At 64.8% G+C, this 13971-nt stretch carries 14 protein-coding genes; 5 read left to right on the forward strand and 9 right to left on the reverse strand.

Annotated elements, in window-relative coordinates:
• The first annotated feature begins 208 nt into the window (after window positions 1–208).
• Both ACR9YP_RS26280 and ACR9YP_RS26285 read left to right on the forward strand, forming a co-directional pair.
• Window positions 209–394: a hypothetical protein gene (locus tag ACR9YP_RS26280; protein ID WP_091888160.1), complete on the forward strand. Its 186-nt coding sequence runs from the start codon at window positions 209–211 to the stop codon at window positions 392–394.
• A 21-nt stretch (window positions 395–415) separates the two neighbouring features.
• The gene (locus ACR9YP_RS26285) at window positions 416–1186 is read left to right on the forward strand and encodes an SDR family NAD(P)-dependent oxidoreductase (protein WP_474217518.1); all 771 of its coding nucleotides are present in this window, start codon (window positions 416–418) and stop codon (window positions 1184–1186) included.
• A 113-nt stretch (window positions 1187–1299) separates the two neighbouring features.
• On the opposite strand, the gene ACR9YP_RS26290 is transcribed toward ACR9YP_RS26285, so the two are convergent.
• The 4 genes from ACR9YP_RS26290 to ACR9YP_RS26305 all read right to left on the reverse strand — a co-directional run bounded on the left by ACR9YP_RS26290 (window position 1300) and on the right by ACR9YP_RS26305 (window position 5686).
• Window positions 1300–2061 carry an outer membrane protein gene (locus tag ACR9YP_RS26290; protein WP_370987455.1) on the reverse strand — a complete coding sequence of 254 codons (762 nt, stop codon included), beginning with the start codon at window positions 2059–2061 and terminating at the stop codon, window positions 1300–1302.
• Between the two features lie 180 nt (window positions 2062–2241).
• Window positions 2242–3489: an FAD-dependent oxidoreductase gene (locus ACR9YP_RS26295; protein WP_474217519.1), complete on the reverse strand. Its 1248-nt coding sequence runs from the start codon at window positions 3487–3489 to the stop codon at window positions 2242–2244.
• A gap of 181 nt (window positions 3490–3670) precedes the next feature.
• Window positions 3671–4081 (reverse strand): hypothetical protein, encoded by a 411-nt coding sequence (locus ACR9YP_RS26300; protein ID WP_474217520.1) that lies wholly within the window; start codon window positions 4079–4081, stop codon window positions 3671–3673.
• 90 nt (window positions 4082–4171) lie between these two features.
• Window positions 4172–5686 carry a caspase family protein gene (locus tag ACR9YP_RS26305; RefSeq protein WP_474217521.1) on the reverse strand — a complete coding sequence of 505 codons (1515 nt, stop codon included), beginning with the start codon at window positions 5684–5686 and terminating at the stop codon, window positions 4172–4174.
• 198 nt (window positions 5687–5884) lie between these two features.
• Between ACR9YP_RS26305 and ACR9YP_RS26310 the strand changes: the two genes are divergently transcribed.
• The 3 genes from ACR9YP_RS26310 to ACR9YP_RS26320 all read left to right on the forward strand — a co-directional run bounded on the left by ACR9YP_RS26310 (window position 5885) and on the right by ACR9YP_RS26320 (window position 9857).
• Window positions 5885–6847 carry an AraC family transcriptional regulator gene (locus ACR9YP_RS26310; RefSeq protein WP_474217522.1) on the forward strand — a complete coding sequence of 321 codons (963 nt, stop codon included), beginning with the start codon at window positions 5885–5887 and terminating at the stop codon, window positions 6845–6847.
• A 298-nt stretch (window positions 6848–7145) separates the two neighbouring features.
• Window positions 7146–8624, forward strand: a complete 1479-nt coding sequence (locus tag ACR9YP_RS26315; protein WP_474217523.1) for a DEAD/DEAH box helicase — start codon at window positions 7146–7148, stop codon at window positions 8622–8624.
• A gap of 165 nt (window positions 8625–8789) precedes the next feature.
• A complete protein-coding gene (locus ACR9YP_RS26320) occupies window positions 8790–9857 on the forward strand; it encodes a GGDEF domain-containing protein (protein ID WP_130219627.1) in 1068 nt (355 codons plus the stop codon).
• 129 nt (window positions 9858–9986) lie between these two features.
• Here ACR9YP_RS26320 and ACR9YP_RS26325 read toward each other — a convergent pair whose 3' ends face one another.
• The 5 genes from ACR9YP_RS26325 to sufD form a co-directional block, all read right to left on the reverse strand.
• Window positions 9987–10421 carry a TfoX/Sxy family protein gene (locus ACR9YP_RS26325; protein WP_474217524.1) on the reverse strand — a complete coding sequence of 145 codons (435 nt, stop codon included), beginning with the start codon at window positions 10419–10421 and terminating at the stop codon, window positions 9987–9989.
• Between the two features lie 181 nt (window positions 10422–10602).
• Window positions 10603–11001: a HesB/IscA family protein gene (locus ACR9YP_RS26330; RefSeq protein WP_091887957.1), complete on the reverse strand. Its 399-nt coding sequence runs from the start codon at window positions 10999–11001 to the stop codon at window positions 10603–10605.
• A 43-nt stretch (window positions 11002–11044) separates the two neighbouring features.
• Window positions 11045–11416, reverse strand: a complete 372-nt coding sequence (locus tag ACR9YP_RS26335; protein ID WP_091887959.1) for an SUF system Fe-S cluster assembly protein — start codon at window positions 11414–11416, stop codon at window positions 11045–11047.
• Window positions 11413–12660 (reverse strand): cysteine desulfurase, encoded by a 1248-nt coding sequence (locus ACR9YP_RS26340; protein WP_474217525.1) that lies wholly within the window; start codon window positions 12658–12660, stop codon window positions 11413–11415. Before ACR9YP_RS26340 ends, ACR9YP_RS26335 begins: the two co-directional genes overlap by 4 nt.
• On the reverse strand, window positions 12657–13961 hold the full coding sequence (gene sufD / locus ACR9YP_RS26345; protein WP_438108605.1) for a Fe-S cluster assembly protein SufD: 1305 nt from the start codon (window positions 13959–13961) through the stop codon (window positions 12657–12659). Before sufD ends, ACR9YP_RS26340 begins: the two co-directional genes overlap by 4 nt.
• Between the last annotated feature and the right edge of the window lie 10 nt (window positions 13962–13971).

Below are 13971 nucleotides of genomic sequence, written 5' to 3' on the forward strand. Positions count from 1 at the left end.
GCGCTTCCACCACCGCCGATCGGCATCCCTGATCGCCTTTGGCTCGAGTGCTTGTCCAGAAGCATAGCCTCCTCCCCGCACGCCGGCTTGTCCCGGCACCGCCATTGTATCCGAACCGAAGCTACGGTTAGTGTGCGCTCAAGCTTCGCGGCGGCGGCGATCCTTCATCGCCGTGTCGCGACAGAAGCGGATCGATGGGGAGGAATGCATGCGCAGATTTCTGCTGATCGCAGGCCTGTTTGCGACTGCCGTCGGGCTGCTCTGGATCGGACAGGGCACGGGCACGCTTGCCTGGCCGCGATCGAGCTTCATGGTCAACCAGCTACAATGGGCCGGCTATGGCGCAGCCATGGCCGGCTTCGGGCTGGTGCTGATCTGGCAAAGCAACCAATAGAAGAAACCAGGGAATAAAAGCATGACATCCAGCCGGTTCGATCTTCGCGGCAAGGTCGCTGTCGTAACAGGAGGCAATGGCGGCATCGGGCTCGGCATGGCCCGCGGCCTTGCCGACGCCGGCGCCGACATCGCCGTGGTCGGACGCAACGAAGCCAAGTCCGCCGCCGCCGTGGCCGATCTCAGCCAGCGCGGCGTAAAAGCAATCGCCATCACCACCGACGTGACCGACACGGCCGCCGTCGCGGCCATGGTCGACCGCGTCATCAGGGAGCTCGGCCGCATCGACGTCCTCATCAACAATGCCGGGATGAGCATCCGCAAGCCCCCGCACGAGCTCGAGCTCGACGAGTGGAACAAGGTGATCGACACCAACCTCACCAGCGCGTTCGTGTGCTCGAAGCTGGCCTATCCAGCCTTGAAGGCGTCCGGCAACGGCAAGGTGATCAACATCGGCTCGATGATGTCGATCTTCGGTGCGAGCTTCGCGACCGCCTATGCGGCGAGCAAGGGCGGCATCGTGCAGTACACGCGCGCCTGCGCCAACGCCTGGGCGCCCGACAACATCCAGGTCAACGCCATCTTGCCGGGCTGGATCGACACCGACCTCACCCGCGGCGCGCGGCAGCAAGTCTCGGGGCTGCACGAGCGCGTGCTCGCGCGCACGCCCGCGGGGCGTTGGGGTGACATCGACGACTTCGCCGGCATCGCCGTATTCCTCGCCTCGCCCGCGTCGAACTTCGTCACGGGAACCGCGATCCCCGTCGACGGCGGCTTCTCGGTGATGGCCTGACGCCAGGCCTGCACCACAACACTGCACGCAAAAAGAAGCCCCGGTGGAAGCCGGGGCTTTTGAATTTTTGGCAGTGCTCTTTTTTGATCGTTGGTCGCGTTGCGTCGACGTGCTCAGTAGCGGGCGATGGTCGGCGCGTCGAACTTGTAGCTCGCGCGCACGACGGCCCACTGGATGTCACGCGGCTTGGCATCGAAGGTGTAATTGCCCGCCGTGCCGCCGAGTTGATAGGTCTGGCTGCCGAAGGCCGCGTAGTTGTATTCGAGGCCGACGATCCAGTTGCGGGTGATGCCGTATTCCCAGCCGGCGCCGACGGTCCAGCCATTGGCCCAGTGAGTCTGTCCGCCCGTACCCGCTACGACCGGGTCGGTGACCGAGAGTCGGTTGTTGACCCCCGCATAGCCGCCCTTGATGTAGAAGAGGTTGTTCTGCACGGCAAAGCCGGCACGACCGACGACCGTCGCCAGCACATTGGCCCGCCAGGAGAACACGTCGTTCGCCGGCGCGAACGCGGTGTTCACGACCGTACCCTTGTTGTCGAGGCCGGAGATCGTACCTTCCATGCCGAACACAAAGTTGTTGGCCTGCCAGTTGTAGCCGATCTGCGCGCCGCCCATGATGCCCGAGTTGCGCTGACGATAGCCCTCTCCCGGGAGCAAATCGCCGAACGCCGCGCCGGTCCCGTTGTTGATGAACTGCTCGTTGGTCCATGCGCCACCGATGTGGCCGCCGACATAGAAACCGGTCCAGTTGAACAGCGGCTCGACATAGGCGGGCGCCTTCGTGTAGCGCGCAGCAAGATCGGCGGCGGAAGCGGCGCCGGTCGAAACCAGAGCGGTCGTGCAAGCGAAGGCGGCAATCAATTTGTTACGCATGGTACACCCCGTGTCCTTTGATGGGCGCACGGTCACAGACGGCTCTTACTAAAATTGAAATCAACACGGTTAACGTGACAAGATCGACACGCGGTGGCCCGAGAATCCGTTTGTGCTGTTGCACGTGCGCAACGCGCCGCGCGCGCTTTAACGCAGCGTTATCCCTAGCGATGTCTTGCGCTACGATGGCGGCGCGGCCTTCGACTGGACGTGCTCGGGCCGAACGCCGAGCGCAAGCAGGCGCGCCGGAATGCCCTGGAGCCAGGGCACTGCGGTGATGAGGCGCAAGATCAAGGGTACCTTGAGCGGCCGATCGCCCGGCTGCAAGGCGCCGCTGATGATGTTGTTCTGCATGATGACCTGCATGCGCTGCGTCATCTTCACCGGGAACTCGCGCCGGCGTCGCACCGCATCGAGCTCGTTCTCCGATGGACAACCGTGCTCCATCTTGTCGGCCAGCAGGTTTGCGGTCGCGACCGCGTCCTGCACGGCGAGATTGACGCCGACGCCGCCGACTGGCGACATCGCGTGCGCGGCATCACCGATGAGAAGCAGGCCTGGCAATGTCCAGCGCGTCAGGCGGTTGATCGCGACGGTGAGCAGCTTGATGTCGTCAAAGCTCTTCACCTCCGCGATGCCGGATCGAAGGATCGGCGCCATGCGCACGACGTCATCGAGCAGCGCCTGCAGTCCCCTCGCCTTCACCGCATCAAATTGCCCCTTGGCGATGACATAGGCGCATTGCCAATAATCGCCGCGGTCGAAGGTGATCATCATCTTGCCGGGCTCGATCCGCGCGAACACACTCTCCGTCTCGTCGGGCCTGCGGCCGGCGCGGAACCACAGCACGTCCATTGGCGCGCCGATCTCCTCGACCTTAAGGCCGGCGCGCTCGCGCACCGTCGAATGCCGGCCGTCGCAGGCAATGGTGAGATCGGCCGCGATGTCGATGATGCCCTCGGGCGTCTTCGCCCGCACGCCGGTCACCGTCTCGCCGCGGCGGATCAGATCGACGGCCTCCGTGCTCATCATCACCCTGAGCGAGGTAAAACGCTTGCCGGCCTCGCGCAGGAAATTCAGGAAGTCCCATTGCGGCATGAAGGCGATGAAGGGGTACTTGGTGTGAAGCCGGCTGAGATCGGCGATGCGCACCGGCGTGCCGCCGAACAGGCCATCCATCTTCTGCAAGCGCTGGTGCGGCAGCTTCAGGAAGCCGTCGATCAGGCCGAGCTCGTCCATCACCTGAAGCGTCGAGGGATGCACGGTGTCGCCGCGGAAGTCGCGGAAGAAATCCGCGTGCTTCTCCAGCACCACGACGTCGATGCCGGCGCGGCCCAGGAGATAGCCCAGCATCATGCCCGCCGGGCCGCCGCCGACGATGCAGCAGCGGACCTTCATGCTCCGGTTTGGTTGTTGGTCGGATGTCATTGCCGCAGCGATCCGCGATGTAAGTATCGATCAAGATATGCCGGACGATACTAACGCGATTCAAGCCGAGCGCAGTCTCAATTTGCAGGCAAAAGCCCGTCGCGCCCGGTTTGCACCAGCAAACAAGCGCCTGATAAAAAAGGCCCGCAGAGCGCGGGCCTTGCCTGAAATCGGGACCAGACTATTTCTGGTCCTCGTTGCTGGTCCCGGTGCCGGGACTGCCGATCGGCAACCCATTGGTCGCATGACCGACCCCCATGTTTCGCTCGGCTTGCGCTGCTGCCGGCGTCTTAGCGTTTGCGGTTGGAGCTTGAACGTTCGGATTGGGCTGACCGATGTTGGTGTTGACGTTGGCCCCCGTGGTGGTGCCATGCGTCCCCATCCCGGAGGGAGCCGACCCGGAGTTGGCGCTGCTGGACGACGTGCCCATTCCGGCACCCGGGCTGGCCGCAGATCCCGCGCTGGCGCCGCCGGTACCTGTACCTGCCGCTGCGCCTGCACCTCCGCCGCCAGCACCACCTCCCCCTTGAGCGAGGGCCGCCGTCGACAATGCAACGCAAGCGATCGTTACGAAGATGGATCTGCGGAACATGAATCGTCTCCCTGGTTTGACAGACAATCCAAGTCAGGTCAGCAGGAGTTGTTCCGTCTTCTGCTCATCACGCCGCGGCCGACGAAGACCTCAATTATTGCTGCGGTTCGCGCTGCGAAAACTCTTGATCTCCGAGACGCTGCCGTCGCGATAGGTCAGCTCCACCGAGACAAACTGCGTAGCCGGGGCGAGCTTCATGTAGAGCGGCATGCCGGCGCTGATCGCGCTGGGATCGCGCATGTCGCAAGCGGGCATCTTCAGCACCTGGCTGGGCACGGCGGTGTCGATGCCGATGCGCACCTCGCGGATGGCGCAGCGGTAGGACACGAGATGCGTGTAGTAGACCAGCAGCCCATTGAACTCGCGGAACGACAGCCAGCTCGTCGAGGTCATGTCGAGGATCTTGCGCTGGTCGCGGATCAGCGCGGCCTCGGGATCGAACCTGATCGGGAACGGCCCCTGCATGTCGCCGGACTGATCGACATAGCGGACCTCGATGGTGCCGGCTTGCGCGTCCGACGGCAATTCGATCGACGGGTTCGGCATTCGCTTGCGCGTGCGCGGATCGAGGGTGTCGATGAAGCCGGTCTCGCGGAAATCGCCCTTGCCGGCCATGCGCCAGGAAATGCCGAGCGTCGGGTCGGCGAAGGAAAACACCACGCTCCAGCCGCCATTGTGCCGCGAGAAGCTCGCGATCGGCGCGTTGGTGGTCTCCTCCTTCGGCAGGTGCGGCACAGACACCGGCGGCAGCGCCGCGAGCTTCTGCGGCGGCGGAACGTCCGGTTGCGCGGCGGCATCCTTGGCGAGGCCGCTGAGGAACACGTCGTCGACCATCTGGTCGAAATAGACCGGCACCTGCTTGTGCTTCACGGTATCGGCCATCTCACTGACGGCGCGGCGGGTGCGCTGCGCCACCTGCACGAGATTCTCGCCAGGCTTGAGCAGCTCCCTGGCGAAGGTGCGCGTGAACACCGAATTGGGATTGGCGTCGTCGTTGGAGAGGCGATCGAGCGCGGTCTGGCGGGGACCTGCCGAAAACACCGAGAACACGCCTTCCGGCAGTTGCGTCATCGGCGCGAGCCCGCCGCCGCCGGCGACCGCGCGGGTTCCTTTGCGCTCGAACGGATTGTTGCGGCAGGCGTCGAACACCAGGATCGAGGTTCGCGCCTTCTTGTTCTGAAGGCGCTCGACGATGCGGTCGGCCAGGATGGAGGCGTCGCGCACCAGCTCTTCCTGCCCCTCCGTCGCCGCCGGAACGTCGGTCGGCAGCAGATAGTTCTGGCCGGCGATCTCGAAACCGTGGCCGGCATAGAAGAAGAACGCGGTGTCGCCGGGCTCAATCGCCTTGTCGAAGGCAAGCAGCGTCTCGGAGAATTGCTGCCGGTTCTGGTTCTCGGCGAGCATCACGGAGAAGCCCAGCTGCTTCAGCGTATCGCCCATGGTGCGGGCGTCGTTGACCGCCTTGAGCAGCTTCGGCACGTTCTTGTAGTCGTTGTTGCCGATGACGAGCGCGACGCGCTTCTCGGCATGCGCGGGAAGCGCCAGGCCGCTCAGGCCCGCTGCGAGGCCGAGTGCCGCCAGAATTCTGAAAAGCCGACGCGTCATCGCAATATTTCCCGTTGCAGAACGGCCCCACGCCGGTCCCCTCGAACGGTCGTTCATGGCAAACCCGGCCGTTGATGTGATAGTCGGCCCAGCCATATCGACGGTTCAAGGGCCTTGGTCCCCGATTCCATCATCGGCCCTATGGCAGATTCCGTCGGAATCTGCTTTTTCTTTTGCATTCCGTTGAAGGGGGCTGCCGTGTATCGCTGGTGCACCGACGAGGTCGAGCCGCACGACCGCTTCGACTATTGGCGCGAGGTGCGTGCCAAGGGATTGTTCGGCGTCACCGCCGAGCTCGCGCGCGAACGCCGCGCCGACTTCTTCGGCGAATTCTCGCTGCGCCAGCTTGGCGGCGCCGGCCTCGTCGAGCTGAAGGCCTCACCCTACACCGTCGAGCGCAGCGCATCCGACATCGCCTCCGCGCCGGGCGACGCTATCTGCGTCTACCAGCAGCTCGGCAGCGGCGGCTGGTTCGGCGGCATGCGCGGCAGCGACTTCGCGATCGCAAACGGCAGCTTCGCCACCAGCCATACCGACCTGCCTTATCGCACTGCGCCGCTGGGCGCAGGCGGCTTCCATTTGCGGATCCTGAAGATCCCGGTGAGCAGCATCCCGGCGCGGGACAAGCGCATGCGCGAGCTTGCACCGCGGACCTTTGACGATCCTACCCTGGCGCCCCTGCTCGGCGCCTGCTTTGCCGATCTCGACGAGGCCGCGGCGGATGGCGGCGCTGCCGATGCGACCTCCCTCGTCCAGGCACTCGCCCATCTGGCGCTGATCGAGCGCGGCATCCTGCGGCCCGGCAGCCGCCGCGGACAGGCCGCACTGCGGACCGCCCGCCACTCGCAGGCCCGGCGCCTGATCGCGCGCCACCTGCAAGACCCCAAGCTCGCGCCGACCATGGTGGCCGACCTGCTCGGCATTTCCGTGCGCCACCTGCACATGCTGTTCGAGACGGCGGAGAAGAGCTTCTCGCAGACCGTGACCGACGAGCGCCTGAAACAGAGCCGCCGCCTGATGCGCGAGGCCCCGGAGCGGCTGATCGCCGACATCGCGACCTCCTGCGGCTTCGAGAGCCTGGCAACCTACTACCGCGTCTTCAACGCCGCCTATGGCATGGCCCCCGGCGACTTCCGGGCCCAGGATCGGGAGGGGCATTAGCCGCCGTTTGCCGGCTCCGCCAAGCCCCCGGGGTTGGGCGGAAAACCCCAGCCGCGCCCGCTATTTGGGCAAAAACCTCAGGCTTTTTAGGGTCTTCCCGCGCCCGCTCCATTGACTTTGGCGGATTCCCGCCTATGTTCCGGGGCGACGCGGCTCAGATCGAAGACCGATTCCCGAGCCTGGCGCTTTGTTCGCGTGAGTCAGCACCCCCAGCTTCTTTGAGAGCGCGCCGTTTCGGGGTGGAACGCGACAGCCTTATTACCCTCGATTCCGAACGGCGGTTTCGACCAGAGGCTCAATGTCCTTTTCAAATCTCGGACTGTCCGAAAAAGTCCTCGCCGCAGTGGCGGCCACCGGTTACACCAACCCCACCCCCATTCAGGAACAGGCGATCCCCCACGTCCTCGCACGCAAGGACGTGCTCGGCATCGCCCAGACCGGCACCGGCAAGACCGCCGCCTTCGTGCTGCCGATGCTCACCATCCTCGAAAAGGGCCGAGCCCGGGCGCGCATGCCGCGCACGCTGATCCTCGAGCCGACCCGCGAGCTCGCGGCGCAGGTGAAGGAAAACTTCGACCGCTACGGCGCCGGCCAGAAACTCAACGTCGCCCTCCTGATCGGCGGCGTCTCCTTCGGCGATCAGGATGCCAAGCTGATGCGCGGCGTCGACGTGCTGATCGCAACGCCGGGCCGCCTGCTCGACCATACCGAGCGCGGCGGCCTCCTGCTCACCGGCGTCGAGCTGCTCGTCATCGACGAAGCCGACCGCATGCTGGACATGGGCTTCATCCCCGACATCGAGCGCATCTGCAAGCTCGTTCCCTTCACGCGGCAGACGCTGTTCTTCACCGCGACCATGCCGCCGGAGATCCGGCGTATCACCGAGGCCTTCCTGCACAATCCGCAGAAGGTCGAAGTCTCCCGGCCCGCCACCACCGCCGTGACCGTCACCCAGGCCCAGGTGCCCGCCGGACGCGAGGCGCACGAGAAGCGCGAGCTGCTCCGCCGTCTGTTGCGCGAGGCCAAGGACCTCAAGAACGCGATCATCTTCTGCAATCGCAAGCGTGAAGTCGCCATCGTTCACAAATCGCTTCAGAAGCACGGCTTCAGCGTCGGCGCCCTGCACGGCGACATGGACCAGCCGGCCCGCATGGCGGCGCTGGATCAGTTCCGCAAGGGCGAGCTGCCGCTGCTGGTGGCCTCCGACGTCGCCGCCCGCGGCCTCGACATTCCCGAGGTCAGCCACGTCTTCAATTTCGACGTTCCCCATCACGCCGACGACTACGTTCACCGCATCGGCCGCACCGGCCGCGCCGGCCGCACCGGCACCGCGATCTCGATCGTGACGCCGCTCGACCAGAAATCGATGGCGGCGATCGAGAAGCTGATCGGCCAGAACATTCCGCGCGCCGAGGGCGACTACGAAGTCCACGCTGAGGTCGCCGACGGGACCGAGCGTCCGCGCGAGCAGCGCGGCCGTGAACGTTCACGCGGCGGACGCGGCAAGCCGCAGCGCGGCGAGCGGCGCGGTCACGACCGTGAGCGCAGCCACGAGCCGCGCGAGGCGCGACAGCCGTCCGAAGCAAGGCATCGTCCCGAAGAGAAGCGCGGATCCGAGCCGCGTCACGGCGCGCGTTCGCAGGCCAATGCGTCGCATGTGCCCTCGATCGGCCGTCCCGAGCCGCGCCGCCAGCGCGAGGTCGACAGCGAGCCGGGCGATCACTCGCACCTGCCGGCCTTTCTGCTGCGGCCGGTCCGCTCCCCCGCCGGCGCCTGAAGCGCCGACGCGCTCCAGTTTCGGTTGCAAAAATACTGCTCCACACTTTTTTAGACGGTTCGTGAACGTATATTTACGGGGCGTTCACGATCGTCCGTTAGCCTACGAACATAATTTAAGCATTGCTGCGGTCGCGGGCGCACCGACCGCTGTGGGGTATGTTCCGTGGTCAAGGTTCTCGATGAACACGAACGCACGATGGCGTTCGCCGAGGTAGCGCTCGGTCAGATCCGATCGCTTCGGCAGACGGCAATCCCCCGCAACTACGAGATCTGGTACGTCTACGCCACCGGCTACAACGCACCGCTCAACAAGATCATCAACGAGACGCTGGCGCGTAACGGCAAGCTGACCGAAGCCGATCTCGAGCAGATCTACGAGACCTATCTCTCCCACATCAAGACCACCGATCGCATCGACAAGGTCGGCGCGCGCGTCATCGGCGAGATCGACGACGTGATGAAGGTTCTCGGCGATGCGCTTGGGATGAGTGGCGCCTACGACGCCAGCCTGTCGGGTGCGACCGAGAAACTGTCGTCAGCCAAGAGCCGCGACCAGATCAAGGCGATTGTCGAGACGCTACTGCGTTCGACCAGCGAGATGCGCGAGGCCAACAAGGCGCTGGAAGGTCGCCTGACGCTGTCGAAGAACGAGATCAGCAACCTCCAGCAGAGCCTGGAGGCAATCCGCGCCGAGAGCCTGACCGATCCGCTCACCGGCCTCGGCAACCGCAAATATTTCGACCGCATGATCGGCATGGCCGTGCAGAGCGCGCTCGCCTCCGGCGAGCCGCTGTCGCTGCTGCTGTTCGACATCGATCATTTCAAGTCGTTCAACGATTCCTACGGCCATCTCACCGGCGACCAGGTGCTGCGGTTGGTCGGCCTGTCGCTGAAGCAGACCATCAAGGGCCAGGACATCACGGCGCGCTATGGCGGCGAGGAATTCGCGGTCGTGCTGCCCAACACCGCGCTGCGCCAGGCGCTCACGGTGGCTGACCACATCCGCCGCGCAGTGATGGCGAAGGAATTGAAGAAGAAGTCGACAGGCGAGATCCTCGGCCGCGTCACCATCTCTGTCGGCGTCTCCCTGCTCAAGCAGGGCGACGACACCGACGCGCTGATCGAGCGCGCGGATGCCTGCCTCTACGCCGCCAAGCGCAACGGCCGCAACCGCGTGATCTGTGAAGTCGATCCGGAATACGCGGTCGAGACGCACAACCGCGTGGCGTAGGTCTTCAGCAGCTGCTGTAGGGTGGGCAAAGGCGCATCGCGCCGTGCCCACCAGTTCCCACACTGTCGTCCTGAATGGTGGGCACGCTTCGCCTTCGCGCTTCGAGCTACGGCGGACGCTTTGCCCACCCTACCGCACCGTCTTCTTGGCTGCCTTCTTGGCCGATCGCTTCTTCGCCGCGGATTTCTTCGTGGCGACCTTCTTCGCCGGCTTACCTGCCGCCTTCTTCCCCTTCGGCCGCTTCTTCACCTTGGCGCGCTGGGCGGCGGCGAGTGCTGCCCTCGCCCATTGCGCCAGCTCCTCGGAATCGTCGAACAGCCGCGCCGGCAACTCCCAATAGGAATTCACCAGCACGGTCTTGGCACGGGTCGAATACTGGAACGGCTTTGAGCCTTCGGCCTCAAACTCAGGAATGGTCACCTCGTCGGCCCGGAAGAACAGGCCGGCGCGCAGGGCCAGCGCGAAATTGATGCCGTCGGCGGAGATACCGTAGCCGGAGAACATTTTGCGGATGGTGACCGGGCCGAAATCGGCGAACAGGTCGATCAGGAATTCGCGGTCCATGGCCCAACTCTCTCCCCACCGTCGTCCTGGCGAAAGCCAGGACCCATTACCCCAGGGAGTAGTTTAGCGAAGAGTAAAAGTTACGCCACGCGGTACGGATACCTCCCACGATCGAGGCATCACGCGGTATGGGTCCTGGCTTCCGCCAGGACGACAGCGGTGGGGGTTGCGAAAGCCGGGCTTACCCCTCAACCTTCGCCGGCCGCAGTTCGACCGACTCGCCGCAGCCGCAGGCGGAGACCTGGTTGGGGTTGTTGAAGACGAACTGGGCCTGCATCTTGTCGGCCTTGTAGTCCATCTCGGTGCCGAGCAGGAACAGCACGGCCTTGGGATCGACCAGGATCTTGACGCCCTTGTCCTCGACGACCTCGTCGGTCGGGCGGATCTCGTGGGCGTATTCGACGGTGTAGGACTGGCCGGCGCAGCCGCCGTTCTTCACGCCGACGCGCAGGCCGACGATCTCGGAGTCCGCGCGCTGGGTCAGCTCCGTGATCCGCTGCGCGGCGGCATCGGTCAGCCGCATCACCTGCGGGCGCGGCCGCCGGGGCTTTGGTGTCGAAGCTGGTGTCGCCTGGGTCATGTTATCTATGTGGTCCGTTGCGAAGCGAATTCAATGCGAGCCGTCACCACATGTTCAGCACGAGGCGCGCCTCGTCGCTCATGCGCTCGGGCGACCACGGCGGTTCCCAGACGACCTTGACGTCGACCACGCCGACGCCGGGAACGCTGGCGACCGCGTTCTCGACCATGGTCGGCAGTTCGCCGGCGGCCGGACAGTTCGGCGTCGTCAGCGTCATCAGCACGTCGACCGAGCGGTCGTCCTTGATCTCGACCTTGTAGATGAGCCCGAGCTCGTAGATGTCGGCCGGGATTTCCGGATCGAACACGGTCTTGAGGCCCGCGATGATCTCGGTGGTCAAGCGCTCGGTCTCCTCCGGCGGCAGCGCCGAATGGGTCTCCATCGGATTGGCTTTGACGTCGGCCATGTCACTCATGCGAACAAATCCCGCGCTTTCAGAAGCGCCTGTGCCAGATGATCGACTTCTTCCCGTGTATTATACATGCCGAACGAGGCCCGGCAGGTGGCGGTGACGTTGAACCGCTCTAAAAGCGGCATCACGCAATGGGTGCCGGCGCGCACCGCGATGCCCTGGCGATCGATCACGGTGGCGACGTCGTGGGCATGCGCGCCCTTGAGCTCGAAGGAGATCACTGGCCCCTTGCCGCGCGCAGTACCGATCAGCCGCAGCGAGTTGATCTCGCGGAGCCGATCCTGGGCGTAGGTGACGAGGTCCTGCTCGTGCGCGGCGATGCGCTCCTTGCCGATCGAATTGACGTAATCGATGGCGGCACCGAGGCCGATCGCTTCGACGATGGGCGGGGTGCCGGCTTCGAACTTGTGCGGCGGATCGCCATAGGTGACCCAATCCTTGGCAACCTCGCGGATCATCTCGCCGCCGCCGTTGAACGGCCGCATCGCGACAAGGTGCTCGTGCTTGGCATAGAGCGCGCCGATGCCGGTCGGACCATAAATCTTGTGGCCGGTGAAAGCGTAGAAATCGCAGTCGAGATCCTGCACGTCGACGGGCAGATGCACCGCGCCCTGCGCACCGTCGACCAGCACGGGAATGCCGCGATCGTGGGCCAGCCGCACGACCTCTTTGATCGGAACGAAGGTTCCGAGCGCGTTCGACATCTGGGTGATGGCGACAAGCTTGGTCTTCGTCGTCAGCAGCTTCTCGAACTCGTCGATCAGGAAATTGCCTTCGTCATCGACGGGCGCCCATTTGATCACCGCGCCGTGGCGTTCCCTGAGGAAATGCCAGGGCACGATGTTGGAATGGTGCTCCATGATCGAGAGGACGATCTCGTCGCCCTGCTTGATGTTCGGCTCGCCCCAGGACGACGCCACGAGGTTGATGGCCTCGGTGACGTTGCGGGTGAAGATGATCTCCTCTGTGCGGCGGGCGTTGACGAACTGCGCGACTTTTGCTCGCGCGCCCTCATAGGCTTCCGTCGCCGCATTGGCGAGATAATGCAGGCCGCGATGCACGTTGGCGTATTCGCTGGTATAGGCCTGCGTCATGCGGTCGAGCACCGCGCTGGGCTTCTGCGCCGAGGCGGCGTTGTCGAGGTAGACCAGCGGCTTGCCGTAGACCTGCATGGCGAGCGCCGGAAAATCCTGGCGCACGCGCGCAACGTCGTAGGCGCCATTCTTGACGGCCGGATGCGTGCTCATGACCGCCGCTCCAGCCAGCGCTCGGCGATGCCGATCACATGGTCGCGCAGGCCGTCATCGGCGATCAGCTCGATCGCCTCGCCCACGAAGGCCTGGATCAGCAGCGCCTGGGCCTGCTTCTCCGGCAGGCCGCGCGCCTTCAGATAGAACAACAGGCTCTCGTCGAGCGCTCCGGCGGTGGCGCCGTGGCCACAGGAGACGTCGTCGGCAAAGATCTCGAGCTCGGGCTTGTTGTCGGCCTCGGCTTCATCCGAGAGCAGCAGCGCGCGGGTCATCATCTTGCCGTCGGTCTTCTGCGCGTCGGGACGAACGATGATGCGGCCCTGGAACACCGAATGACTGCGGTCGTCGATCACGGCGCGGAACGTCTCGCGGCTGACGCAGTTCGGCACGGCATGGTCGACCAACAACGTGGTGTCGCCATGCTCGGTCTTCTGCAACAGATTCACGCCGTTAGCCGAGAGCTCGCTGCCCTCGCCCGCCAGCGTGATGAAGCCCTGCAAGCGGCTGACGGCAGCGCCAGTGGTCATGTTGAAGAAGTTGAGCTTCACATTGGCGCCGACCGTGACGAACTGCGAGGTGACGTTCACCGCGTCAGGCGCATCGTCCATCAGGCGAATATGTGCAACATCGGCGCCGTCGCCGACCGTCACGAGCACGGCATCGTTGACCTGGTAGGCCTTGGCATCGGCCGCAACGAAGCTTTCGACGATGGTGGCGCGAACGCCCTTCCCGATCACAACCTGCGAACGGGTGAAGGTCGACGCGGAAGCCGCGGCTGCGATGTGGATGATCTGGATCGGTGAGGACAGCTGTGCGCCGTCAGCAATCGACAGCACGACACCGTCAGTTGTCATGGCGGCGTTCAGCGCGATCACGGCATCGGTGGACGCGGTATTGAGGAGGCTGGCGTCCTTCTCCAGCGTCTCCCGCAGCGTCTTGAGGCTCGCCTCGGAGCCGAGCGCCTTCACGTCGGAGAGATCGGCCGCAAACACGCCGTCGACCAGCACCAGCTTGCGGGCGCCCGCGATCGCATGCGCCTTCACCGCTTCCGTGGCGCGCTTCAACGCGGCCGAATCGGGCGCCGCTGCCAGCGGCAGCACCTCACCGACCAGCGCACGCAGATCGGTGTACTTCCATTCCTCGATCCGGCGGTGCGGCAGGCCGAGACGCTCATAGGTCTCGAACGCCTCGCGGCGCGCCGCGATCACAGAGGGCGAACCCGGCAAGCGGCCTTCAGCGCTGGCGAAGAGATCGCTCACCGCGCGGCCGTTCCCGGTCTTTGCCACAGCAACGTTCATCTCCAAAATT

The organism is Bradyrhizobium sp. BR14999 (genome assembly GCF_056106085.1).

What these genes read in the sequence shown, in the direction of transcription:
- ACR9YP_RS26280 (WP_091888160.1), top strand. Translation starts at nt 209, where the DNA reads ATGCGCAGATTTCTGCTGATCGCAGGCCTGTTTGCGACTGCCGTCGGG.
- ACR9YP_RS26285 (WP_474217518.1), top strand. Translation starts at nt 416, where the DNA reads ATGACATCCAGCCGGTTCGATCTTCGCGGCAAGGTCGCTGTCGTAACA.
- ACR9YP_RS26290 (WP_370987455.1), bottom strand. Translation starts at nt 2,061, where the DNA reads ATGCGTAACAAATTGATTGCCGCCTTCGCTTGCACGACCGCTCTGGTT.
- ACR9YP_RS26295 (WP_474217519.1), bottom strand. Translation starts at nt 3,489, where the DNA reads ATGACATCCGACCAACAACCAAACCGGAGCATGAAGGTCCGCTGCTGC.
- ACR9YP_RS26300 (WP_474217520.1), bottom strand. Translation starts at nt 4,081, where the DNA reads ATGTTCCGCAGATCCATCTTCGTAACGATCGCTTGCGTTGCATTGTCG.
- ACR9YP_RS26305 (WP_474217521.1), bottom strand. Translation starts at nt 5,686, where the DNA reads ATGACGCGTCGGCTTTTCAGAATTCTGGCGGCACTCGGCCTCGCAGCG.
- ACR9YP_RS26315 (WP_474217523.1), top strand. Translation starts at nt 7,146, where the DNA reads ATGTCCTTTTCAAATCTCGGACTGTCCGAAAAAGTCCTCGCCGCAGTG.
- ACR9YP_RS26325 (WP_474217524.1), bottom strand. Translation starts at nt 10,421, where the DNA reads ATGGACCGCGAATTCCTGATCGACCTGTTCGCCGATTTCGGCCCGGTC.
- ACR9YP_RS26330 (WP_091887957.1), bottom strand. Translation starts at nt 11,001, where the DNA reads ATGACCCAGGCGACACCAGCTTCGACACCAAAGCCCCGGCGGCCGCGC.
- ACR9YP_RS26335 (WP_091887959.1), bottom strand. Translation starts at nt 11,416, where the DNA reads ATGAGTGACATGGCCGACGTCAAAGCCAATCCGATGGAGACCCATTCG.
- ACR9YP_RS26340 (WP_474217525.1), bottom strand. Translation starts at nt 12,660, where the DNA reads ATGAGCACGCATCCGGCCGTCAAGAATGGCGCCTACGACGTTGCGCGC.
- sufD (WP_438108605.1), bottom strand. Translation starts at nt 13,961, where the DNA reads ATGAACGTTGCTGTGGCAAAGACCGGGAACGGCCGCGCGGTGAGCGAT.